Raw genomic sequence first — 24,823 nt, forward strand, 5'->3', positions numbered from 1 at the left:
GTGGTTCAGTGTGGCCCACGCAATTGCTGCTGTAGCTCAAGCAAGAGCGCCACTTCGTTGATCCGTCGCTGCGTTAACCGGGACACTTCCTCGGGAGCGCGAACAAACAGGCTCTCTTTTCCCAGAATATGCTCGCCCAGGCAATGCTCATAGATAGCGCCCGGACGCCGCCAGCGCTCAATACGATCGCCAGCAATCAGCTCCACCACTTCGCAATTATCGCGCCGGTCCTGATTGATAATGCGCCCATCGCGTAGCCAGATGCGCAGCCCTTTTTGTCCTCCCGCCGGTCCGGCATATTTGCTCAGCCAGATATTGAGCGGGATGCCGCTGAGTTGCCCCTGCAGATGGGCCTTGCCTTCCGCGGTTTGCGTATCTCCCCGGGCAATGGCATGACCCAGGCGATCGCTGACCTGCCGGACTTCAAGGTGCATCTCATCCGTCCCACCACAGTAGCGGATTGTTTCGCGCAGCATCGCCAGCACATGCGTACCAATATCAAGAATCACGCCGTCAGGATGACGCAGCTGGCGCGTATCCGGCTCACCGGTGGCAAAATTGAGCGCCACGGGCTCGCCCTGGTCGTTAAATCCGCTGGGCTCCTGCAAAAATCCGTCAATACGGGCGATATCCTGGATTGATGACAGCAGAGGCCGACGGGGCTGCGCCGCATCTTCCCCCTGCCAGCGCTCGTCCAGCTCACCCAATGCCAGCTTCAGCGCACCGTCCCGCGCCATCCAGTGATCGAGCGCCAGTACCCGCCGCGCATGCTGCGGCTCGCTGAGCAGCTCACGCAGACGGGTCATTTGTTCAAGAGTCGCAACAACCGGTTTTTCCACCACAATGCGCGGACAGGCTGATGCCAGCGCCGCCTCCAGCACCGGAAGATGCTGCAACGACGCGGTGGTGATAAATAGCAGATCTAACGGCTTTCCGAGCACTGCCGCTAGTGACGCACAGCGGGTTATTCCCGGTAATCTTCTGCCAGGATTCGCATCGAAACCCCAGCATTCGTTCATGAGGATCCCCAAATGCCTCAGCGCGGGAAGATAAGCGGTTTCGACTACCGCGCCCAGCCCAACAAATCCAGTCTGCATAGTGACCTGCCAGTAAGTCGGTGGAAATAATATGGGTATTATACACATCGAACGGGCGGCGAACGTGGATTCACCAATGTCGCGAGTTGTTACGAGATAAAAAAAACCCGCCAGCGGCGGGTTTCTCTATTACTGGATTACTTGCTTTTCTTGATGTGTTTAATCAAGCGTTTACGCTTACGCATCTGGTTCGGCGTCAGGGTATTGCGTTTGTTGGCAAACGGGTTTTCCCCTTCTTTGAACTGGATACGAATTGGCGTACCCATTACGTCCAGCGACTTGCGGAAGTAGTTCATCAGGTAACGCTTATAGGAGTCCGGCAGATCTTTTACCTGATTACCGTGGATGACCACAATCGGCGGGTTATAACCGCCGGCATGGGCATATTTCAGTTTCACGCGACGACCACGCACCAGCGGCGGCTGATGATCTTCTGCCGCCATGGTCATGATACGGGTCAGCATCGCCGTCCCGACGCGACGGGTCGCGCTGTCATACGCTTCGCGTACGGATTCGAACAGGTTACCTACGCCGCTGCCGTGCAGTGCGGAGATAAAGTGGATACGTGCAAAGTCAATGAAGCCCAGACGGAAGTCCAGCGTCTCTTTAACCTGCTCTCTCACTTCCTGGCTCAGGCCATCCCACTTGTTGACCACAATCACCAGCGAACGGCCGCTGTTGAGGATAAAACCGAGCAGAGAAAGATCCTGGTCGGAAATCCCTTCACGCGCATCGATAACCAGCATCACCACGTTGGCATCTTCAATGGCCTGCAGCGTTTTGATGACCGAGAATTTTTCGACCACGTCGGTAATTTTACCGCGCTTACGCACGCCCGCGGTGTCGATGAGCACGTATTCACGTTCATCGCGCTGCATCGGAATGTAGATACTGTCGCGCGTGGTTCCCGGCATGTCGTAGACCACCACGCGGTCTTCGCCCAGGATACGGTTGGTCAGCGTGGATTTGCCCACGTTCGGACGACCCACAATCGCCAGCTTAATCGGCAGATCTTGCGGGTTGAAGTCGTCTTCCGGCTCTTCCGCTTCTTCACCGTTCTGTTCCGCTTCAAACTGCGCCCAGTACGCCGCATCTTCATCGACCTCTTCCGACGGGTCGATCTCTTCGGCCCACGGCAACAGGACGTGCTCCAGCAGGCTGGTCACGCCGCGACCGTGAGACGCAGCGATCGGATGGATATCCCCGAGACCCAGCGACCAGAAGTCGGCAATGGCCTGATCGGCATCAATGCCGTCGGTTTTGTTCGCCACCAGGAAAGTCGGCTTTTCACGCGAGCGAAGATGTTTGGCGATCGCGGTATCAGCAGGCATCAGGCCCGCACGCGCATCGACCATAAACAGCACGACGTCCGCCTCTTCAATCGCCAACAGCGACTGTTCAGCCATACGGGTTTCAACGCCATCTTCTGTGCCATCGATACCGCCGGTATCGATACAGATAAATTCACGACCTTCAACTTCAGCACGACCGTACTTACGGTCACGAGTCAGCCCCGGGAAATCCGCGACCAACGCATCACGAGTGCGCGTCAAACGGTTGAAAAGCGTGGATTTTCCAACATTAGGGCGCCCGACAAGCGCGACCACAGGTATCATGTTAAATGCCTCTTACAAATTGCTATGCAACATCGATTTAACGACGTTTTTAAAAAAGTCAAAACGGCCCCTGTCTGCCAGGAGCCGTTTCTCAATTCGCACTATACCCGTTGTCTCTCAGTGAACGTCGCCGCCGGCTGCGTTGCCGGCCGCCGCGAAGAAACTCAAGAGCCGCGGGGTAAGCCGCCACGACTAACGCGTAATAGAATACAGCGTGCCGTCGGTTGCCTGGATCAGCAGTCGACCATCGGCTACCACCGCGTCGGTACGGAAGCCGGAGCTATCCACTTTCTGCTGAGCCACAAAGTGACCATCTTCCGGGTTCACCCAGTGCATATAGCCTTCGCTATCACCGACCACCAGGTTGCCATTATACAACACCGGCGCGGTCAGCAGGCGATGCAATAGATCGCTTTGCGTCCACAGCGTCACGCCACCTTCGGTGGAGAGCGCCAGGATGCGGTCATTCTGATCGACCAGGTAGATACGGTTGCCGTCAACGATAAAGTCGTTCACGGAACCCAGCTCACGCTTCCACATGATCTGGCCGCTGCGCAGATCCAGCGCGGTCAGGTTGCCATTATACGCCAGCGTGTATACCACACCGTTGACGATAACCGGGGTCGTATCGACGTCATTCAGACGATCGATTTCCGTCGGTCCGGTCGCCTGGGAGATACGCTGCTGCCAGATAATCTGCCCTTGCTGCATCAGCACGGCGCTAACGCGACCGTTATCGCCGCCAACGATGGCTGCGCCATAGGCGGTCGCCGGAGCAGATTCACCGCGCAGAGAGAGCGCCGGCATATCCAGGTTAACGGTCCACTTCACCGCCCCATCCGCTTCATTCAGCGCCTGCAGCTGGCCGTTACTGGTGTGAACCAGAACCATGCCGTCGCTGACGACCGGGCGAGAAATCGCTTCACCCGCAACGCGAGCCTGCCACGCCACTGTACCATCGCTGGTATTCAGGGCGAACAGCTGCGCTTTTTCGCTGCCGATATAGACATGACCACCGGAAACGGTGATACCGCCAGAGAGCAGCGCAGGCGTGCGAGAGAACCAGCCGTCTTTTTCAGCCAGGTTCACCGACCACACCTCTTTCCCGTCGTCAGCGTTCAGCGCTTTGACGGTGCCCTTACGATCGGCCGCATAGACTACGCCGTCGGCAAAAGCCGGGTGCAGGTTAGAATAGAAATCGCCGATACCATCGCCAACAGAGGTGCTCCAGGACGTGGACGGCGTAAACTGATTTTCCACCGTCGGCAGCGGTGACATTTTCACCACATCTTCTTCGCTGTTAAACAACGAACAACCGCTTAATAAGGTAACGGAAAGCAGCCCTGGCAAAAGTAATTTACGCAATTGCATCGAGTCCCTCTCAGATGGACAGATTATTTATTTTCATACGCATCATTTCGCTGAGCGCAGGTGAAGCATCGCTTTTCACGCCAGCTTCCCAGGCCGCGCGAGCGCCTTGCTTATCGCCTTTGTTAAGCAGAATCTCACCACGGAGATCGGCAACAATAGCGACCCAGCCTTCACCTTTAATACCATCAAGGGTTTTCAGCGCTTCATCAGGTTTCTTCAGCTGCAGCTGCACACGCGCAAGACGCATATTGATAACCGACTTCAGGTTATCATCCGGCGCGGCGGCCAGGCCCTGCTGAAGCTGCTTTTCGGCATTTTGCAGATCGTTCTTATCGACAAAACGCTGGGCCAGCTCCAGAGAAGCAAACGCGCCATAGCTGTTTTTGCTATCGGCAGCAAACTTTTCCGCCGAACCGATCGCTTCCGGCTTGTCTGATTTGAGCGCGGAAATGGCGTTTTCATAGGCTAAAGAGGATTCTCTCGCCGTATCCTGCTGATGAGAACTCCAGTAGCGCCAGCCAACCAACGCGCCAATCCCTAAAATCACACCAACGGCCAGCGCTTTGCCATTTTCGGCAAAGAAACGCTTGAGCGCATCGACCTGATCGTTTTCGTTGTTATACGTTTCCACGCAGTCCTTCTCCTGACTAATGATTCCCGGGAGATTAACCCAGAAGTGCGCGCAAATGCGCAGCAACGCTATCCTGCGTTACGGTAGTTTGCTCACCTGAGCGTAAATCCTTCACTACCACGTTTCCGTCAGCAATTTCTGATTCACCGACCACCAGAGCAACGCGAGCGCCCCATTTATCCGCGCGGGCAAACTGTTTCTTAAAGTTGCCGCCGCCGTGGTTGGTCATCAGCTTAGCGCCGGGCAGCTCATCGCGAACCCGCTCAGCCAGACGCATCGCTGCAGACTGGGTATCGGTTCCGGAAGCCACCAGGTATATATCGACAACAGGATCGGCTTTAAATTCCGGATTTACTGCCTGAACCAGTAAAACAAGACGTTCCAGCCCCATAGCGAAGCCTACGGCCGGCGTTGCGCGCCCGCCCAGCTGCTCTACCAGACCATCATAACGACCGCCGGCACAGACCGTTCCCTGGGAACCGAGGCTGGTGGTGACCCACTCAAACACGGTACGGTTATAATAATCCAGGCCGCGCACCAGGCGCTGATTGACGGTATAGCGAATCCCAGCATCGTCCAGCAGGGCACACAGGCCCGCGAAATGCGCTCTGGAGTCTTCGTCCAGGTAGTCGCCCAGCGCAGGTGCATCGTTGAGCAGCGCCTGTACTTCCGGATTTTTGGAATCGAGGACGCGCAGCGGGTTGGTATACATGCGGCGTTTGCAGTCTTCGTCGAGCTTATCTTTAAACTGCTCAAGATAGGCGACCAGCGCATCGCGATAGGTTGCACGCGCTTCCAGCGAACCGATGGAGTTCAGCTCCAGCGCAACGTGGTCAGCGATGCCCAGCTCACGCCACCAGCGAGCGGTCAGCATGATCAGCTCAGCATCGATATCCGGCCCCTGCAGGCCAAAGACTTCAACGCCCATCTGGTGGAACTGGCGATAGCGCCCTTTCTGCGGACGTTCGTGGCGGAACATCGGCCCGACGTACCACAGACGCTGTTCTTGATTGTACAGGAGACCATGTTCGATGCCGGCACGTACGCAGCCCGCCGTCCCTTCCGGACGCAGCGTCAGGCTATCGCCATTGCGGTCCTCAAAGGTGTACATCTCTTTTTCAACCACGTCGGTCACTTCGCCGATCGCGCGTTTGAATAACGGGGTCTGCTCTACAATCGGCAAACGGATTTCGCTGTAACCGTAGCTGCCGAGCACCTGTTTCAGTGAGCCTTCAATGCGCTGCCAGAGAGCGGTCTCGCCCGGCAGATAATCGTTCATGCCACGGATGGCTTGAATGTTCTTTGCCACGTTTATTCTCTTTATTTATATACAAAAATGAACCCCGACGCCGCGCGTCTGCGGGTTCAATCATACACGGGAAGTGATACACCGCCCCGGATTATTTCTCTTCAACCTGCTGAACATTGATGCGACGCGCTTCATCAAGCATCGAGGCTTTAGCACGAATCCGTGCTTCCAGCTGATCGATCATATCGTCGTTGTCCAGCCTGTCTTTACGCACGCCATCTTCATAGAGGCCGCTTTTTTTATTGCCGCCGGTCACGCCAAGCGTTGAAACCAGCGCTTCGCCCGGACCGTTCACCACGCAACCGATAATCGAAATATCCATCGGCGTAATAATGTCTTCCAGACGTTGCTCCAGCGCGTTAACGGTGCCGATAACGTCGAACTCCTGACGCGAACAGGTCGGGCAAGCGATGAAGTTGATCCCGCGGGCGCGGATGCGCAGGGATTTCAGAATGTCGAAACCGACCTTGATCTCTTCAACCGGATCCGCCGCCAGGGAAACGCGCAGGGTATCGCCGATCCCTTCAGACAGCAGCAGCCCCAGGCCGATCGCCGACTTCACCGCGCCGCTGCGGGCGCCGCCGGCTTCAGTGATCCCAAGGTGCAGCGGCTGATCGATCTGCTTCGCCAGCAGACGATAAGATTCCACCGCCAGGAAGACATCGGAAGCCTTCACGCTGACCTTAAAGCGATCGAAGTTGAGACGATCGAGATGATCGACATGACGCATGGCTGATTCCAGCAACGCCTGCGGCGTTGGTTCGCCGTACTTTTCCTGCAGATCTTTTTCCAGCGAACCGGCGTTGACGCCGATACGGATAGGAATATTTTTATCGCGGGCGCAATCAACCACCATGCGGATACGTTCTTCGTTTCCGATGTTGCCCGGGTTGATACGCAGGCAGTCCACACCGTACTCCGCCACTTTCAGGGCAATACGGTAGTCAAAGTGGATATCGGCGACCAGCGGGACGTTGACCTGCTGCTTGATGAGCCTGAACGCTTCCGCTGCATCCATCGTCGGAACGGAGACGCGGACGATATCCGCGCCAACGCGCTCTAAGGCTTTGATTTGGTTTACCGTCGCAGCCACATCGGTGGTGCGAGTATTGGTCATCGACTGTACGGCGATGGGAGCACCATCGCCAATCGGCACATTCCCAACGTAAATACGTTTTGATTTTCTACGTTGAATCGGAGCCTGGTTATGCATGAAAAATCTCCCGCGTTACCCGTCTGTTACTGCGCCGGTGATGTTTCGGCATTAAGGGTCAGACGCGCAACCTGGTTAGTTCTGATAAAACGACTCAAATCGACGGGTTTACCCAGATACTGAATCTGTACCGCTGCCGGCGCGCCAATTTTCAGCTTATAAGGCGCCTGACCGCTCAGGTTCAGATTACCGCCCTTACGTTGCAAACCGCTGAACAGTTTTTTACCGGTTGCATCGCTCACTTCCAGCCAGCAGTCGGCAGAGAAGTTCAGGACCAAATCCTGGGCCGCAGCGGCGGTAGCGGCGGCATTAGCCGGGGCGGTTGGCAGTGGAGAGGTCGGCGCTGCGGCAGTCGGTGCGCTATCCACATTGGCCTGAGACGGCGCCACAACGGCGTTATTATCAACCGGTGCCTGGGTAGAGGCCGTCGGCGCAGGGGTGGTATCAACCGGCGCGCTGTTGGCAGTGCTGTCCGCTGCCGTGCTGCCGGCACCGGTATCCAGCGGAATACTCTGGCTGCTGTCGCCCGCATTCAGTTCAGCGGTTGACTGGTCGGCCATTGAGGTAATTTCTTCCTGCTGGGCCTTATGGTCTTGCCACCACCAGGCGCCGCTGAGGCCAATGACCACAAACAGCACCAGCCAGGTGAAGCTCATCAGCCAGCCGTCACGCTTTTTACGGCGTTTTCCCAGGGAGAAGCTCTGCATCGGCGCAACTTTCGCGGCACGAATCGGGGCCTGTTTTGCCATCATTGGCAGCAGTTCATCTTCCGGAATGTGCACAAGGCGCGCATAGGAGCGGATGTAGCCGCGCAGGAACGTAGAGGCCAGGTCGGCCGGCGCCTTGTCGTCTTCAATATCACGAACCGTGGAAACTTTCAGGCATAAGCGCTCCGCCACCGCTTGCTGGCTGAGTCCGAGTTGTTCACGGGCATGACGTAGACGCGCGCCCGTCGTATTTGCTTCTTGATGGTCTTGAGTGGCTTCAGTGTTCATTCGACAACTACTGGTACGTGAATTTAAAGTTCAGCGCCGGTTAACCCCGCGCCGCGAAACATCTGCTAAACGTCACACGAAGAGTATAAGTCCGTATGACCCACTATCACAGATACTTATCAATATTGAATGCTAAGCGGTTGTAGTGCCGCTACATACTGCCTCAAAGTCGACAAAAACGCACCGTAATTATTGCCCGAATCAGCGTATTTCGCCTGGCGATTAGGCATAAATCCGCAGCGCATGCTTCATGCCGTGCGCTGCGTCATTTATCAGACCGTCTTCACATCGATGGCTTCGCCCTGCATGCGTTTACGCAGCGTACGCTTGGTCCGGTCGATAACATCGCCGGCCAGCTGTCCACAGGCGGCGTCAATGTCATCGCCGCGCGTTTTACGCACGATAGTGGTAAAGCCATATTCCATCAGCACCTTGGAGAAACGGTCGATACGGCTGTTTGAACTACGGCCGTACGGCGCCCCCGGGAACGGGTTCCAGGGAATCAGGTTGATCTTGCACGGCGTATCTTTCAACAGCGCCGCCAGTTCATGGGCATGCTCGGTACCATCGTTGACGTGATCCAGCATGACGTACTCAATGGTGACGCGACCCTGGTTAGCGTTGGATTTCGAAATATAGCCGCGAACCGAGTTCAGGAAGGTCTCAATATTATATTTCTTGTTGATCGGCACGATCTCATCACGAATCGTATCGTTGGGGGCGTGCAGGGAGATCGCCAGCGCCACGTCGATCATATCGCCGAGCTTATCCAGCGCCGGGACCACGCCAGAAGTAGAAAGCGTCACGCGACGTTTCGACAGGCCAAAACCGAAATCGTCCAGCATGATTTCCATCGCCGGAACGACGTTAGTCAGGTTCAGCAGCGGCTCGCCCATCCCCATCATCACCACGTTGGTGATCGGGCGTTGGCCGGTAATTTTGGCCGCACCGACGATTTTCGCCGCGCGCCATACCTGGCCGATAATTTCTGAAACCCGCAGATTGCGGTTAAAACCCTGCTGCGCGGTCGAGCAGAATTTACACTCTAAAGCGCACCCAACCTGCGACGAAACGCACAGCGTCGCACGATCGTCTTCCGGAATATAGACCGTTTCCACGCGCTGATCGCCGACGGCAATCGCCCATTTAATGGTACCGTCGCTGGAGCGCTGCTCCTCAACGACTTCCGGCGCGCGAATCTCCGCGACTTCCTTCAGCTTGTTGCGCAGCACCTTGTTGATATCGGTCATATCATCAAAGTTGTCGCTGCAGTAGTGATACATCCATTTCATCACCTGATCGGCGCGGAAGGGTTTTTCACCCATGTTTTTGAAAAACTCGCGCATCTGCTGACGGTTCAGGTCCAGCAGGTTGATTTTGGCATCTTTGTTCGGCACCGTCAGAGCGGCGGTATCAGGTGTGACAATATGTTCAGACATAATCTATTCCGGCCTCGTTGTTACACGTTATGGCCCCAGGAGGGTTGAAAAAAGAAACGCCCCTATGAACGAGTGCTCGTTCATAGGGGCGCTGCATTGTACAAATTCTGCTGCATCAATACCACGTTTGCACGCGGCAATGATGAAAAAATCTGTTGCTGCGTACTTCATCCTCTATGGCTTTTCGATTGGCGAAAAGACGAGGACCAGGATCGCCAAAGTATTTCAGCTCACGGCGAGACGGCACGTTCGCAAATCCCCGGGAACAGAGATAACTATGTGACCCGGGTGCGCGAATGAAGCCAACAAAGCAGTGGCCTGAAAGACGCAGGAGATTAGCGAGTGCGCGGGCAAACCTCGCCTTCGGCGAAGAAGAACGCAATTTCGCGAGCGGCAGATTCAACGGAGTCGGAACCGTGGGTGCCGTTCTCGGTGAAGCTGTCGGCGTAGTCTGCGCGCAGGGTGCCTGCCAGGGCGTTGTCCGGGTTAGTTGCGCCCAGCAGGTCACGGTGACGCTGAACGGCGTTTTCGCCTTCCAGAACGGAGACCACGATCGGGCCGGAAGTCATGAACTCAACCAGACCGTCAAAGAACGGGCGACCTTCGTGCTCAGCGTAGAAACCGCGAGCCTGTTCAACGGTCAGGTGCAGCATTTTGGTGCCGACGATTTTGAACCCTGCAGCTTCAAAGCGAGAAAAGATGCTGCCAATAACGTTTTTTGCCACCGCGTTTGGTTTGATGATGGAAAAAGTACGTTCAATAGCCATGATTACCTCTAATAAAATGTTCTGTTGTTGCGCATACGATCGTATGGCCTGGCGCGCATTATAATGAGCAACACCGGCGCTGCCTATGGATGAAGGTAACATTTTGTTAAAATAAGACGAGTTTTAGCAACACATAAAACAGGGGAATTGGGCATCTGCCGCTATTCCAGGGTAAAATTCGCCGTCGCCACCTGGCCACTCTCGTCCATGACGACCAGTTGATAACGGTCGGGTCGCTCCAGCGGCAGCGTGACGCTGGCGCCAGCGGTAGTCTGGGATTCGCCATTAAGAAACCACCAGCGCCGCCCTTCGCCACCGGTTGTCTGCAACGCCAGCATGACCCGCGCCGTTCCCGGTAAACGTTTAATCACCGCCCCCTCGCGCACGCCTGACAGCACCAGCGGCGCCACATCCGTCGCCTGCGGCGGCGGGCAGTCCGGTGAAACCGCGCCCAGGCGGGCTGCCCGCCGCTCCGCAGGGGGCAGCCAGGACTCCAGCGGCAGCGGCCAGACATCGACGACTTTCCGCACCGCGCCGGGGCAATCCGCCGCCACCCGCCGTCCCTGCTCATCTAACCAGATGGGGAAGCGAATACCGCGCCCCTCTTCCTGGCCCGGCAACAGCAGCGTCGGCGGCTGGCTGTCTTCCAGCAGCCATGTCGCCAGTCGACGTCGACAGTTGCTATCGCCTGATGCCAGGCTCTGCCCGCCGGGCCAGCAGATCGTTGCCGCGCTGACCGTCTGCGGACGCGGATCGGTGGGCAGACCGCCGCGTCCCATGGCCGGTCGCGCCAGCAGCATATTATTGACCTGGTTCAGCAGAGGCACCGCGCTGGCAAAACCAAACTGCCCCACCACCGGGGTGCCGTCCGGCCGTCCGGTCCAGATACCGATCAGGTAGCGGGCATTGACGCCAATGGCCCAGGCATCGCGGTAGCCGTAGCTGGTCCCGGTTTTCCACGCCAGCGGAACCACCTGCACCAACGAAGCGTCCGGCACCGGCTGGGCCTCGCCAGCCAAAATTCGCCGGACTATCCAGGCCGCCCCCGGCGACAACAGCGGTCTTTCCACCAGCGGGTCATCCGGCGTCATCCGCAATCGCGCGACCTTGCCATGGCGGGCGAAGGCGCTATATCCGGCCACAATATCTTCCAGTTTTGCTCCCGTCCCGCCGAGGATCAGCGACAGGTTGGGTTCCGCGCCGGCCGGTAATATCAGCGGCAAACCGGCATTGCGTAAGTTGGCGGCGAAGCGCTTCGGCCCATAGGCTTCAAGCACCTGAACCGCCGGAAGATTCAGCGAGCGCACCAGCGCTTCGCTGGCGCTGACCGGCCCATGGAAACCGCTATCAAAATTTCCGGGCCGGTAATCACTAAAGCGGCGCGGCACATCCTGTAATAAAGATGCCGGATGAATAAGCCCGTCATCCAACGCCATACCGTAGACAAACGGTTTTAAGACTGAACCCGGCGAACGAATCGCCGAGACCATATCGATATGCCCGAAGCGACTATCGTCGGAAATATCTGCCGACCCGACCCAGCCCCGCACTTTCATACTGGTATGGTCGACCACCACCATCGCCAGCGAGCTACGCGGCGGCAGGCGCGATTTCCAGTTGAGCGCCAGATCTTCCAGCTGACGCTGGAGCCCGGCATCCAGCGTCGTCACCACTTTCTCCCGGCGGCCGCTCACCAGTGCCCGCCGGGAAAAAAGCGGCGCCAGCTGCGGCATCTGTCGTGGAAACAGCCATACCGGTTCTTCAATCGCCTCCTGTACCGCCTTATCGGGCCAGACCCCCTGACTGCGCATCCGCGTCAGTACTTTATCCCGCGCGGCCTGAGCCCGCTGCGGCCAGCGGTCCGGACGTAGGCGGCTCGGCGCCTGCGGCAGCACGGCCAGCAGGGCCGCTTCACCATAGCTGAGCTGCGCGGGGGGTTTACCGAGATAGGCCCAGCTGGCAGCGCCAATTCCCTGCAGCGTCCCGCCAAAGGGGGCGCGGTTAAGATACAGCGTCAGGATCTCGCTTTTTGATAAATGCCACTCCAGCTGCAGCGCGCGCCAGAGCTGGCGCAGCTTGCCGCCGAAGGTTCGGGGATGGGGATCGAGCAGCCTCGCGACCTGCATAGTCAACGTGCTGCCACCGGAGACGACTCGCCCGGCGGTCAGGTCTTGCCAGGCCGCGCGAATAACCGCAAACGGGTTCACCCCCGGATGCCGCCAGAACCAGCGATCTTCATACTGGATCAGCGCCTGCAGATAGCGCGGCGACACATCATCGAGAGCGACCGGATAGCGCCAGACTCCCTGCTTATCCGCAAAGCGCCACAGCGGCGTGCCATCTTCCGCTACCACCACCCGAGCCGGCGCCACCTCATGCAGCGGCAACGGCCACAGACGATCGGCCGCCAGCACCGCCAGCCATAGCATAATGATCAACGCCGCCAGCCAGCGCCAGCGGCGTTTTATCTGTCGCAGCCGCCGCATTTACGGGGTAACAGTCAGCGGACCGCTGGCCGCGCCGGTCGCCCGCCACTGCGGAATATACATCGACTCTACCTGCGGCTGCGGAACCTGATATGTTCCCGGCGTGACCGCGCGCGCCAGATACACCAGCGTCACCGGCTGCCCTTCGTTAATTGCCACGGCGGCGACAAAGCGATCGTCACGAAACTCGATGTGCTGAATATCCGCCTGCTGCATCTGGTTAAGCAGGTTCTGCACCGCGTCGCCGTTCTCCTGCAGGCTGGCGCTGCTGTTCGCCAGGTTCTGGTTTTCCAGCTCCAGTCCCGCCGGCAGCAGGTCCACCACCAGCGCATCCGGAACATTGCGTTTGGCGGTTACCTCCAGCTTCACCAGCACCAGCTCGCCGCTACGCAGCGAGGTCAGCGACTTCTGCAGACCGCGGGTATCAAAGATTTGACGCTCAATGCCCAGTACGTTCCCCGTGGCCTGCGGCGCAGCGAGCGGGTATCCGCTGCTATCAAGGCGCAACCAGAGCGGACGATCGCCGGTGTTGCTGACCTGCAGGGTCGCCAGCTGTTCAGCGCTCAGATTGCGGGTCTGCGCTTTATCCGCCGCCAGCGGCTGCGCCTGCAATGAGGTTTGCGCCTGCCAGCTGCCGGGTAAGCCCTGTAATGTCCGGCCGGCCAGGAACAGCGCATTGGTCTCCTGGGTTGAAAGCCAGCGCTGACCGTAGGCCTCTTCCGCAAGGGTGCTCAGTAAGGTGTTCTGCGCATCCGGCAGCAGTTGATTCTCCTCCAGCAGGGCCAGCTTCAGCGCATCATCGCGCAGGGCGCTGCCATAATCGCCCAGCCAGCGGTCAGTATCCTGACGCGGCGTACTCATCGCCAGCGTCAACGCCTGCTCAGCGCGCGGCGCATCGCCCATCGCTTTAAGGGCGATCCCCAGCTGCAGCAGAGGCAGGCCAGAACGCGCCTGCTCATGACGACTCCAGATTTCGCGGAGGGCACCAAGGGGGGCTTTTTGCTGACGGGCCAGCACCAGGGCGGCATAGGCCTGAGCGGCGAAACGGCTGGCCGCCGCGTCATCGCTGTAGCGAACGGTCATCAGTCCCGGCTCCTGCAGATAGCGCAGCAGACGCTGGTTACCGTTATTCATCGCCTGAGTCGGTACGCTATAGCCCTGCTCGCCTGCTCTCACAAGGAAATCCATGGCATAGGCGGTCAGCCAGTACTCTTCCGGCCCCTCTTTGTCCCACAGCGCAAATCCGCCATCGTCACGCTGCATATGCAGCAGTCGGGAAATACCGATCTCTACCGCCGCACGGCGCTTTTCATCACTGTCGCCGGCGATGCCCAATGCTTTGAGCTGCGCGGCGTTGGTGTAAAGCGACGGGAACAGACCGCTGGCGGTCTGTTCCAGGCAGCCATAGGGATAGGCTTTCAGGTCGCGAATATAGCGGGCGAGATTCAACGGCGGCTTACCGCTGAACACCAGCTGTCCCTGCAGCGTCGCCGGTGAGAACCCCTGGGTTTGCCCGACTGGCGCCTGCCAGCGTTCCCCCGGTTGCAGCACCACGCCACTATTCACGGTTTGCGCCGGGAAGGCCGGACGTACGCCAATTTTCCACTGTTTCTGCATCGGAGGGAAGGTCTCACCCGGCAGAGCCACGCCGGTAATCGTGGCATTCACCTGACCATCGCCAAAACCATCGCGGGCGCTCACCGGGACAAACAGCGTACTGCGCGCGCCGGGCGCCAGCTGTAGCGGAGGAATGGCCGCGCCATCAAGCTGCAGCAAACCGCTGGCGCTCAGCGCGACGTTCAGCGTTTGCGGCCTGTCGGTGAGGTTACGCAGATCCAGCGCCAGCCGGGTTGCGTCGCCGTTGGCGAGGAAGCGCGGCGTATTCAGCTCGGCAATTAGCGGCGCGGCCACCACCACTTTCTCGTCGCTGCTGCCAAAATCATCGGCGGTCCACGCCTGCGCCATCACCCGCAGCTCGCCGTTGAAATCGCCAATCGGCAGCGTCACCGCGCCTTCGCCACGCTCGTCCAGGATCACCGGCTGCGCCTGCTGGGCAATAATCGTGACGTGGTTAACCGGCGGTTTACCGCCGCGTTTGAGTTCATCGCCGTCACCGCCGAAGCGCAGGCTGGCGAGACGCCCCTGCCCTTCAATCACCTGACCGTAGATATCATAAATATCCGCGCCGTAACGCTTCTGACCAAAGAAAGCCTTCCACGGATCCGGAGTGGCGTAATCGGTGATATTCAGCACGCCGCTGTCCACGGCGGAGAGCAGCACATTGACCTGTTTTGGCACCTCCCCCTGCGCCACGCTGGCTTTGATTTTCACCGTCAGCGGCTGATTCGGGCGTATTTTTTCTGGTGCATCCAGCGCAAGCGTCAGGCGGCGGTTTTCATCGCCCAGCGGCAGGTGCAGCAGACCCACCGCCCGTTTTGGCGTCGCCGAGCGGGATTTATCCCCGGGGCGAATCACCAGGGTGCTGAGGTAGAGATCGTGACGGTTCCAGGTTTTATCGACCGGAATCGACAGCGCCATACCCTCCGCCGGGACGTCAATTTCCTGCCACCACAGCGGCCCTTCGCTGGATTCAACCATCGCATAACCTTTTCCCGCCGCAGGCGCGGCGATATGCAGTTTGATAGTGTCCCCCGGTTTATAGGCCGCTTTGTCCAGCTTCATGGTGACCCGATCCGGACGCGCGGCTCCTGTGCCATCGCTGTTATCCTGCCAGCTGTAGCCCGCCCAGAAGCGCACGCTGCTGATCACGTCATCAGGCCCCTTCACTTCCAGGCGGTAGGATCCCCACTCCACCGGGAAACTCACTTTCGCCGTTTGCCCGGCCTGCAGATCCAGAGACTGTTCGCCTTCCTGCAGATCTTTTTGATCGAACTGCGACTGCCAGCCTTCGCCGTCAGACCAGTTCCAGTAGTAGTCGCGGCGCTCGCGAATCAGCCGTACCTGTAGCCCGGAGACCGCTTTTTTCTCGCCTTTGGCATCGGCGTAGACAATCTCAAACGCCGCGGTGCTGTTTTCTTCTACCACCGGCTGTTTCACCGTACTGTCGGTGCGATAGTCGTAGACCTCTTTGAGGGCAAATTCAGGGCGGATCCCCGGCAGCGTATCGGCCGGCCAGATCGGCTGCTGTACGGTACGGGTAACCGGTCGGCCGCCCGACTCCAGCAGGCTGGCCTGTAAAACCACCTGCAGCGGCGAATGGCTATCCTGCCACTGGCTGGCGGTAGTCACGTCGGCATGGCCTTTTTCATCCAGCGTCGTCTGGACTTCATCCAGGCTGCGGGAGAGGTTTTCTTCGGCAATATCACCAAACTGGAAGCCCGGCAGCGCCGCAACCGCATCGCGCAGCGGACGCAGGAACAGTTTTCCCTGGAGCTGATTGCCGCTGGCCGGGGCGCCATACAGATAGGCGCCGGCAACGTTAAAGCGCACATCGGCATCCATGGCCAGCGGGGTATTTTGCGGCGTCAGATTCAGCGCCATACGCTCAGGCATAAAATCTTCGACGTGGAAATCCCACTCGCGCGGCTGATTGTCGCCGGTGCTGGCGCGGATATGCCACATACCGGTCGCCGCCCCGCTATCAAGCGGCCAGGTAAACTGATACAGACCATTGACCGGTTTGCTGACCAGCGAGCGGATCACCTGACCGTCCGGCTGAACCACGTCGAACTTCACCGGCTGCTCGGCCAGCGGTTTGCCGTCGCCGTCACGGAGCAGCGCGTTGAGGATGACCGTCTCTCCCGGACGATAAAGATCGCGCGGACCAAACATAAAGAACTGCTTGCTGAATCCCGGGGCGCCGGCAATCGAGAACTCGGCCAGATCCAGTGCGGGAAGTTTGAGATCCAGCAGGGTGGTCTGCCCGTCTTTTCGCGCCAGCAACAGCGCCGCTTCTTTATCATCGGTTTGCAGGGTCACGTGCCCCTGGGCGTCGCTTTTCGCCTGGGCGAGAGTTTGCCCTTTCGCATTCAGCAGCTGCACATCGATACCCGATTGCGCCGCACCGTCTTCGAGACTCTGGGTAAAGACATCCAGCCGGTTACGATAACGGTGCGCCGATACGCCGATATCGCTCAACGTAAACAGCGTCGCAGCGTTGCTATAGCTGTAGCGTCCCGCCGGATTCATCACCGCTACGTAAACGCCCGGCTGCTGCAACGGCTTAATATCCGCCAGCGGCAGCAGCAGTTTCTCCCGCGTGTTGCGCGCCGGATTGAGATCGAAACGCCCGGTATAGACCAGATCGGCCATTTTCAACAGCTCGTCAGACTCCCAGTTACTCAATGAGTTACGATATTCCCACTGACTGACAAAAGCGGACAGCGACTCCGGCTTGATACGGAAAAAGTTGACGTCGACGTTATCGACGTTCAGCGCCATAACCGGCAGCCCGGCAACCACTTTGCCCGGCAGCAGCGAGCCGCGGCTGGCAAAACCGACGCTCGGAGCAATATCGCGGGTGGTAATGGTTTTTTCAAAATGGTTATCAAAGGTCGCCGCGTTCAGCGCACTCAGCGTCGGGTCAACGGAGACAATCAGTTCGCGTTTCGGCTCAAGATGACGTAGCCGCAGCGCTTTCAGGTCAGGAGAGAGCTCCCAGGCACCATCCACCTTGCCGCTTTTTTTATCGACAAGATGCACGCTGCGTGAGAAATCCTGATCGGGATTAAGCGGCACAGAGAAGGTGAGCACCATCGCCGCCGCGCCGTCCAGCTGGATTTCCGAGGCGTCGAGCAGCGTCAGCGCTTTACCTTTGCTTTTTTCCGCCAGCGCCGCCAGCTGCGCGCTATCCGGTTTTGCAGTGCCCGTTTGCCCAGCGGAAGAGCCGGCTGGCGCGACGGCCTGCGGTTTACCGCTGTCATCGCATCCGCTGAGAGAGAGTGCCGTCAACAGTGCCAGCGACAGCGCCGCTAAACGAAATGGTTTCATCCTTTAACCCCTTGGCCTGAACAGCCAGATGCCTGTAGTGAACACATTATTATGCGCTAACGGCGGAATTACCAATTGCTTATGCTATCGGCATCGCACAGGCGGTCTGATGTTCCGATAATACGCTTTCGGCAATATGCTTTATCTGGTACCCGATGAGAATAATAACGACAGTGTATTTGAGTCCGCGGAGGGCGAAAAATTGCCGCCCCGCACGATAAATATAAAATATGTGACCACGCGCATTTAAAAAAGCAGAAACGGACAATGTGGCAATTTAATTACCGGCTGAGAGTATAATTTTCCTCCTTGATTAATTCCGAAATTAAATGCACTACCGCTTTATAAATTGACAATACGCCCGTTTTCTCTTATCTGAACGCTATACCGCCATATTTCATGCCCTCTGATACTGCTGGTAGTCGTCAATTTTCATCTCCCGACGGAGAAATGACCTCATTGCCGAAGCCCGTTCAATCGCATGATTACCGGTATCTTTCAATATGCCCACGTTGGCTAAAAAAACGGATAGTCGTTCTGACCGCCCGCGCCGCTGATTCAATAACGGCACAACCGTCATTCGTTCCGTATTGATATATTAAATAAGTAATATGGGAATTATTTATGTCACAAATGAACGCGCTGTTAATTATTATTTTCATTCTTTATACAGGCGATGTTATCTCTACCCGCACCAAAGCCTGGATCCCTTCCGTCTTTGTCTGTGCGGTCCTGTTTCTGGGCGGATACTGGACGTTTTTTCCGCCTGATATTATTAGCCGGGCGGGGATCACGGCGCCCGTTGCCATCATGCTGATGTATCTGCTGATTACCAATATGGGTACCCTGCTGTCACTGCAGGAGCTCATGCGCCAGTGGAAAACGGTGATCATCGCGCTTGCCGGTATTGCCGGGATAACGGTAGCCGTCTTCGCGGTGAGCCTGTTGCTATTTGACCGCAACACCGCGCTGGTGACCATCCCGCCGCTGGTCGGTGGGATCGTGTCATCATTAATTATGTCGCAAGGTGCAAGCAACGCCGGGCTGGTCGATCTGTCCGTACTGGCGATTCTGATTTACGTGATGCAGGGATTCGCCGGCTATCCCCTCACCGCCATCATGCTGCAACGCGAAGGAAAATCGTGGCTCAGGCGCTACCGCAGTAACAAACAGCATCATGAAAACGCTGAAGAACAGCCCCTCCTCCCCTGCGGCGAAGAAATAATGCCGCGTTTGTTTAGCCGCCTCCCCGCAAGCTACAACAGTAGCTATTTTAAATTTCTGCGCCTGGCGATGGTCGGCTGTCTGGCCTGGTTTATCTCCGACCTGGCAAAACCCATCGTTAGCATCAGTCCGTTCGTGCTGTGTCTGTTTTTTGGCGTGGTCTTTACTTCCGTAGGGTTTCTCGAAAAACACACGCTACAAAAAGCGAACGGGTTCGGCTTTGCCGTCATGGCATTGATGCTGTTTATCTTTGATACCCTGAACAAAGCAACGCCGGAGATGCTGCTACGCCTGCTTTATCCGATGGCGGTGCTCATCGCCACGGCGGTTATCGGCATGTTTATGGTTTCCTGGCTCGTGGGGAAAGCGCTCGGCGTCAGCGGCGCCATGTCATTCGCCATCTCCCTGACCGCGCTGTACGGCTTCCCGGCGGATTACATCATCACCAACGAAGCCATTAACGCCCTTACCCAGGATGAAAAAGAACGCCAGATGCTGACTCAGCACATGCTGGGGCCAATGCTGGTTGGCGGGTTTATCTCCGTGACGATTGTTTCCGTCATTCTGGCCGGAATACTGGTGGGTTATCTGGCGCCGGTGATCGACTGAACCGTTTCATTTTCTACGAACCTATGGAGTCCGTTTTATGATTAACCCCGTTATTACCGCCATCATCGCCAGAGAAGAGCAGGCAACAATCGACTTTCGCCGCGATCTACACGCCCACCCGGAGCTGCCGTGGGAGGAGCGACGAACGACGGATCGCGTCGTGGCGGAACTGGAGAATATCGGCATCGCCTGTCGCCGTACCGTTCCGACCGGCGTCATTGCAGACATTTCTGGCAGTAAACCGGGCAAAACGGTGGCACTGCGCGCCGATATGGATGCGCTGCCGGTGCATGAGCTCAACGATCGGCTCAGCTATAAATCGCTCACCGCCGGGAAAATGCACGCCTGCGGGCATGATTCCCATACCGCAATGCTGCTTACCGCCGCCCGCGCGCTGTATGAGGTTCGCGAGCAGATGGCCGGTAACGTACGGTTAATTTTTCAGCCCGCCGAGGAGATTGCCGAAGGCGCCAAAGCGATGATCGCCCAGGGGGCCCTGGATAATGTCGACAACATTTTTGGCATGCACATCTGGTCCGGCTCGCCTTCCGGCAAAATATCCTGCAACGTGGGGTCGTCATTTGCCTCCGCAGATTTACTCAAAGTCACCTTTCGCGGCCGCGGCGGTCACGGTTCCATGCCAGAGGCCTGCATCGATGCGGCGGTTGTCGCCTCCGCCTTCGTGATGAATTTACAGGCTATCGTGGCGCGTGAAACTTCGCCGCTGGACTCCGCCGTGGTCTCTATCGGTCGCATGGATGTCGGCACCCGGTTCAACGTGATTGCCGAAAATGCGCTCCTGGACGGTACAGTACGTTGCTTCAGCATCGAAACCCGTCGGCGCCTGGAGGCCGCAATCACGCGCTATGCGCAGCATACTGCGGCGATGTATGGCGCCAGCGTTGACGTCGACTACTGCTACGGCACGTTACCGGTGATTAACGAAGAACGCAGCGCATTGCTGGCGCAGTCCACGATCCGCGAAGCCTTCGGTGACGACGTGCTATTCAGCGAAAAACCCACGACCGGCGGGGAGGATTTCAGCTTCTATCTGCAAGATATTCCCGGTTGTTTTGCCCTGCTCGGCTCCGGTAATAAAGCGAAAGGGAGCGACTACGCCCACCATCACGGATGCTTCAATATCGATGAACAAGTGATGAAAACCGGCGCCGGGCTGTACGCTCAGTACGCCTGGCGCTATCTGCATCAAGACCGCTTCTGATCGCTTCTCCCCGGTGTACGCCGGGGACATATCACATTACGGTATGTATTACGTGAAAATGCCTTGTCGGTAAGGGCAAAAACATCAACAATCTACCTATTGTTGATGACACGGAGACAGCCATGTCCACTTCGTTTTTTGTCGCCGCTGACTGGTTAGCGGAACATATTGATGACCCGGAAATTCAGATTATCGATGCGCGAATGGCGCCGCCTGGGCAGGAAGATCGCGATTTGCACGCCGAATATCGCGCGGGTCATATTCCCAACGCCGTATTTTTCGATATTGAAGCGCTTTCCGATCGCACCAGCCCGCTGCCGCATATGATGCCGCGAGCGGAAGCCTTCGCCGTTGCGATGCGCGAGCTGGGGGTCAGCAGCGATAAACATCTGGTGGTTTACGATGAAGGCAATCTCTTCTCAGCCCCGCGCGCCTGGTGGATGCTGCGCACATTTGGCGTCGAAAACGTCTCGATTCTCGCCGGCGGCCTGGCCGGCTGGCAGCGCGATGAATTGCCTCTTGAGCAGGGAGTTCCCGATATTCCGGAAGGCGAATTTGACGGACGCTTCGATCCGGAAGTGATCAAACGGCTGACCGATGTACTGCTGGTTAGCCATGAGGGATCGGCGCAGATCGTCGATGCGCGTCCGGCCGGGCGTTTTAATGGCCTGGTGGATGAGCCTCGTCCAGGACTGCGTCGCGGTCATATTCCCGGCGCGCTCAACGTACCGTGGAGCGATCTGGTGATTAACGGCGAACTGAAAACCGTGGATGAACTGAATGAGATTTTCATTCGCCAGGGCGTGGATTTCGAGCGGCCGATTATTGCCAGCTGCGGCTCCGGCGTCACGGCGGCGGTTGTGGTGCTGGCGCTGACGACGCTGGGCGTCAACGGCGTCTGTCTCTATGACGGCTCGTGGAGCGAATGGGGCGCACGTAGCGACCTGCCGATCGAACCGGCGCAATAAGAGAACAACAGCGGGGGCCGAAGCCCCCGCTGCTTTAGATAATGCGGTTCTGTTTGAAATCGCGCAGGAAACTGCCCCAGCGCTTTTCATAAAATGGCGTGATATGGGCAATCATAAAATGGCTGATCCCCTTTTCACCTTCAACCACCTGACAAAGATCAACCGGCTCATCGCCAGGTAACGTATCGGTCGCCACGCTGCCTGCCGCCTGGATCACCTCTTCGATATCGCCTTCGGCTTCAATCCCGATCAGCAGGTTTGCCGGCGCATCAGCGCTATCTTTAATTGAGCAAAGAAATGCCCGTCTGACGGTCTTCATCGTTTTAAACAGCGTCGTCAGCGAATCAATCATCTGCGCCGGCGGCTCGGCGACTTCAGACAACAGCAAAGACTCGCCGCCTTCAAGCACGGTTTGGGTGCTGAGCGGGCTGCCCTCTTCCCCCAGCAGATGGCGGATCTCATTGGGCATAAACTCTTTACCGGTTGCCAGCTTCGCATTGAGGAACAGCGTTTCGCCGAGCGTCATCGCAAACAGCGTCCGTGCCGGCATCACCACAAACGATTGTTCATCTTCCACCGCCTGCTGCAGCGCTTCCAGAGAAGAGAAAAACGGAATCACCGAAGCGCCATCATCTTTCTCCCAGTGCTGCAGATCGACGGCACTCTCTTCGACAATCGGCTCACCTTCCGCTGCCGCCCCCGGTACCCACACGGTGGATTCCAGCAGCGTACGGAAAAATGCCGGGCGGTGACCTGGCTCGGTCGCCGCCTTTTCCAGCAGAGTTTCTAATTCATTTTTAGTTTCGGACATATTTTCATTACTTTAAATTGCCCGGCGGCGCTGCGCTTGCACGGGCCTACGAATTTCCCCGGCCGGATAAGCGCAGCGCCACCGGCAAGAGCATTACTCTGCGGTTAACAGATGAGCAATCGTGCGCACGCCGAGGCCGGTGGCGCCGGCAGACCACTGCTCAACCGCCGCTTTGCGATAGGTCGCCGAGCAGTCGATGTGCAGCCAGCCCTGGTGATAATTTTCAACGAAATGCGACAGGAAACCGGCTGCAGTGCTGGCGCCAGCCGGATAGGCCGCGCTGCCGGTGTTGTTCAGCTCGGCGAAGTTAGACGGCAGCTGGCCGCGGTGGAACTCGGCCAGCGGCAGGCGCCAGAAGGCTTCGTTTTCCGCCTGTGCACTCGCCAACAGACGGTTAGCCAGCGAGTCATCAAAGCTGAACAGCGCGTGATAGTCATTACCGAGCGCGGTTTTCGCCGCCCCGGTCAGGGTCGCGGCATCGATGATCAGCTCAGGTTTCTGCGTCGAGGCATCAATCAGACCATCCGCCAGCACCAGACGACCTTCAGCGTCGGTGTTCATGATTTCCACAGTCTTGCCATTGCGATAGCGAATGATGTCGCCGAGTTTAAAGGCATTACCGCTGATCAGGTTGTCCGCACAGCACAGATACAGCTTCACGCGTTTGTTCAGGCCGCGGGTAATCGCGAACGCCAGCGCGCCGGTAACCGTTGCCGCGCCGCCCATATCGGACTTCATCGAATCCATAAACGCGCTTTGTTTGATGCTGTAGCCGCCGGAATCGAAGGTGATACCTTTCCCGACCAGGCAAGCGTACACCGGGGCCTCTTTATTGCCGGTTGGGTTGTAATCCAGCGCCAGCAGTACCGGCGGACGCTCGGAGCCGCGGCCAACGGTATGCAGCCCAAGATAGCCTTGCTCACGCAGGTCTTCACCTTTCGTGATGCGGTATGTCACGTTGTCGCAGGCGACGCTGCACAGCAGATCGACCGCGCGCTGAGCCAGCTGTTCCGGGCCAAGCTCTTCCGCCGGCGCGTTAATGGTATCCCGCACCCAGTCAATAATCGTCAGCCGATTGTCCAGCTCGCTTTTCTGCGCGTCGTCCAGCGCCGGCCATTCCACCTTGCGGCTGCCTTTCGGCCCTTTGTAACCGGCCCAGAATGCCCACGCGCGGTCGGTATCCCAGCCTTCGCCGCTCAGCGCGACATGTTTGATCCCCATCCCGTCGACTTTACGCGCCGCGCGCTGAATCAAACCGAGGTCGTCTTTACCGTTCAGATGCAGGGTGATGCCGTCATTATTAATGCTGTAAGCCGCTTTTTCTCCCCAGCGCGCGTCGGCGGGTTGGGTCGTCAGCGTAATCTTCATGGCTTCGGTCATTTTATCTTTATCCTTATTTGGCAAAGGAGCCGCATTTGGTAAAAGGGCCGCCAAAAGGCAGCCCATATTATTTTTCCGATGTTTCACGCTGCAGGAGAAGGCGGTCAGCCGCTCATTCACCGGGCCCACAGATTACTGTGCGGCGGGAGTGAGCAAACACGACCCACGCATCTGCAGCGTGAAACATGTTGCGGAAATTATTCTGCTTCATCTAACCAGACTAGCAGAATCGCCTCCAGAATTTTTTCATTGGATGCGGTCGGATTGTCATCAAAATCTTCCAGCTCGCAAATCCACTGATGCATATCGGTGAAGCGAACGGTTTTCGGGTCGAGATCCGGGAAGGCGTCATACAGCGCTTCGCCAATTTCACGACTATCGGTCCATTTCAGTCCCATATTAATGCTCGCGTGCGTGGTTGATAGTATAACGCGGGATCTCGACGACCAGATCATCGTGGGTCACGCGCGCCTGGCAGCTCAGACGGCTGTCGGGCTCCAGCCCCCAGGCCTTATCCAGCATATCATCTTCATCTTCGGTACTTTCGGCCAGCGAGTCAAAACCTTCACGCACGATGCAGTGGCAGGTGGTGCAGGCACAGGATTTTTCGCAAGCGTGTTCAATCTCAATGCCGCTACGCAGAGCAGCATCCAGAATAGTCTCACCGATCTCAGCTTCCACAACTACGCCATCCGGGCACAGGTCCTGATGGGGCAGAAAAACAATCTTTGGCAT

The 24,823-nt window shown here is 57.6% G+C and carries 18 protein-coding genes; 3 read left to right on the forward strand and 15 right to left on the reverse strand.

Annotation, left to right across the window (positions count from 1 at the left end):
• Window positions 1-5: 5 nt before the first annotated feature.
• From ROR01S_RS03630 to ROR01S_RS03685, 11 genes are all read right to left on the reverse strand, one after another.
• Entirely contained in the window at window positions 6-1,097 is a 1,092-nt protein-coding gene (locus ROR01S_RS03630; RefSeq protein ID WP_064359114.1) for a Gfo/Idh/MocA family oxidoreductase, read from the reverse strand.
• 137 nt (window positions 1,098-1,234) lie between these two features.
• Window positions 1,235-2,713 (reverse strand): ribosome biogenesis GTPase Der, encoded by a 1,479-nt coding sequence (der, locus tag ROR01S_RS03635; protein ID WP_004866324.1) that lies wholly within the window; start codon window positions 2,711-2,713, stop codon window positions 1,235-1,237.
• A 192-nt stretch (window positions 2,714-2,905) separates the two neighbouring features.
• Window positions 2,906-4,084: an outer membrane protein assembly factor BamB gene (bamB, locus tag ROR01S_RS03640; protein WP_004866328.1), complete on the reverse strand. Its 1,179-nt coding sequence runs from the start codon at window positions 4,082-4,084 to the stop codon at window positions 2,906-2,908.
• 10 nt (window positions 4,085-4,094) lie between these two features.
• Window positions 4,095-4,715 (reverse strand): YfgM family protein, encoded by a 621-nt coding sequence (locus ROR01S_RS03645; RefSeq protein WP_015583712.1) that lies wholly within the window; start codon window positions 4,713-4,715, stop codon window positions 4,095-4,097.
• Window positions 4,716-4,749: 34 nt separating this feature from the next.
• Window positions 4,750-6,024: a histidine--tRNA ligase gene (gene hisS, locus ROR01S_RS03650; protein ID WP_004866334.1), complete on the reverse strand. Its 1,275-nt coding sequence runs from the start codon at window positions 6,022-6,024 to the stop codon at window positions 4,750-4,752.
• Window positions 6,025-6,115: 91 nt separating this feature from the next.
• The gene (gene ispG / locus ROR01S_RS03655) at window positions 6,116-7,237 is read right to left on the reverse strand and encodes a flavodoxin-dependent (E)-4-hydroxy-3-methylbut-2-enyl-diphosphate synthase (RefSeq protein WP_004866336.1); all 1,122 of its coding nucleotides are present in this window, start codon (window positions 7,235-7,237) and stop codon (window positions 6,116-6,118) included.
• A gap of 26 nt (window positions 7,238-7,263) precedes the next feature.
• Window positions 7,264-8,232, reverse strand: a complete 969-nt coding sequence (gene rodZ, locus ROR01S_RS03660; RefSeq protein ID WP_064359115.1) for a cytoskeleton protein RodZ — start codon at window positions 8,230-8,232, stop codon at window positions 7,264-7,266.
• A 272-nt stretch (window positions 8,233-8,504) separates the two neighbouring features.
• Window positions 8,505-9,671, reverse strand: coding sequence for a dual-specificity RNA methyltransferase RlmN (rlmN, locus tag ROR01S_RS03665; protein ID WP_004866345.1), 1,167 nt, complete (start codon window positions 9,669-9,671; stop codon window positions 8,505-8,507).
• Between the two features lie 335 nt (window positions 9,672-10,006).
• On the reverse strand, window positions 10,007-10,438 hold the full coding sequence (gene ndk / locus ROR01S_RS03675) for a nucleoside-diphosphate kinase (protein ID WP_004866348.1): 432 nt from the start codon (window positions 10,436-10,438) through the stop codon (window positions 10,007-10,009).
• A 161-nt stretch (window positions 10,439-10,599) separates the two neighbouring features.
• Window positions 10,600-12,924 carry a peptidoglycan glycosyltransferase PbpC gene (gene pbpC, locus ROR01S_RS03680; RefSeq protein ID WP_064359117.1) on the reverse strand — a complete coding sequence of 775 codons (2,325 nt, stop codon included), beginning with the start codon at window positions 12,922-12,924 and terminating at the stop codon, window positions 10,600-10,602.
• Entirely contained in the window at window positions 12,925-17,874 is a 4,950-nt protein-coding gene (locus ROR01S_RS03685; RefSeq protein ID WP_064359118.1) for an alpha-2-macroglobulin family protein, read from the reverse strand.
• Window positions 17,875-18,498: 624 nt separating this feature from the next.
• Between ROR01S_RS03685 and ROR01S_RS03690 the strand changes: the two genes are divergently transcribed.
• The 3 genes from ROR01S_RS03690 (at window position 18,499) to sseA (ending at window position 21,897) form a co-directional block, all read left to right on the forward strand.
• Window positions 18,499-19,707 carry a hypothetical protein gene (locus ROR01S_RS03690; protein WP_015583708.1) on the forward strand — a complete coding sequence of 403 codons (1,209 nt, stop codon included), beginning with the start codon at window positions 18,499-18,501 and terminating at the stop codon, window positions 19,705-19,707.
• A 37-nt stretch (window positions 19,708-19,744) separates the two neighbouring features.
• On the forward strand, window positions 19,745-20,929 hold the full coding sequence (locus ROR01S_RS03695) for an amidohydrolase (RefSeq protein WP_064359119.1): 1,185 nt from the start codon (window positions 19,745-19,747) through the stop codon (window positions 20,927-20,929).
• 122 nt (window positions 20,930-21,051) lie between these two features.
• Window positions 21,052-21,897, forward strand: coding sequence for a 3-mercaptopyruvate sulfurtransferase (gene sseA, locus ROR01S_RS03700; RefSeq protein ID WP_004866360.1), 846 nt, complete (start codon window positions 21,052-21,054; stop codon window positions 21,895-21,897).
• Between the two features lie 34 nt (window positions 21,898-21,931).
• Here the strand turns inward: sseA and sseB are convergent, their stop codons facing one another.
• The 4 genes from sseB to fdx form a co-directional block, all read right to left on the reverse strand.
• Window positions 21,932-22,708 (reverse strand): enhanced serine sensitivity protein SseB, encoded by a 777-nt coding sequence (sseB, locus tag ROR01S_RS03705; protein ID WP_004866365.1) that lies wholly within the window; start codon window positions 22,706-22,708, stop codon window positions 21,932-21,934.
• Between the two features lie 93 nt (window positions 22,709-22,801).
• Window positions 22,802-24,088 carry an aminopeptidase PepB gene (pepB, locus tag ROR01S_RS03710; protein WP_004866367.1) on the reverse strand — a complete coding sequence of 429 codons (1,287 nt, stop codon included), beginning with the start codon at window positions 24,086-24,088 and terminating at the stop codon, window positions 22,802-22,804.
• A gap of 197 nt (window positions 24,089-24,285) precedes the next feature.
• On the reverse strand, window positions 24,286-24,486 hold the full coding sequence (gene iscX / locus ROR01S_RS03715; RefSeq protein WP_004866369.1) for a Fe-S cluster assembly protein IscX: 201 nt from the start codon (window positions 24,484-24,486) through the stop codon (window positions 24,286-24,288).
• A 1-nt stretch (window position 24,487) separates the two neighbouring features.
• Entirely contained in the window at window positions 24,488-24,823 is a 336-nt protein-coding gene (fdx, locus tag ROR01S_RS03720; RefSeq protein ID WP_004866372.1) for an ISC system 2Fe-2S type ferredoxin, read from the reverse strand.

This window comes from Klebsiella ornithinolytica NBRC 105727 = ATCC 31898 (assembly GCF_001598295.1).
In the GTDB taxonomy this organism is placed as follows: Bacteria; Pseudomonadota; Gammaproteobacteria; order Enterobacterales; family Enterobacteriaceae; genus Klebsiella; species Klebsiella ornithinolytica.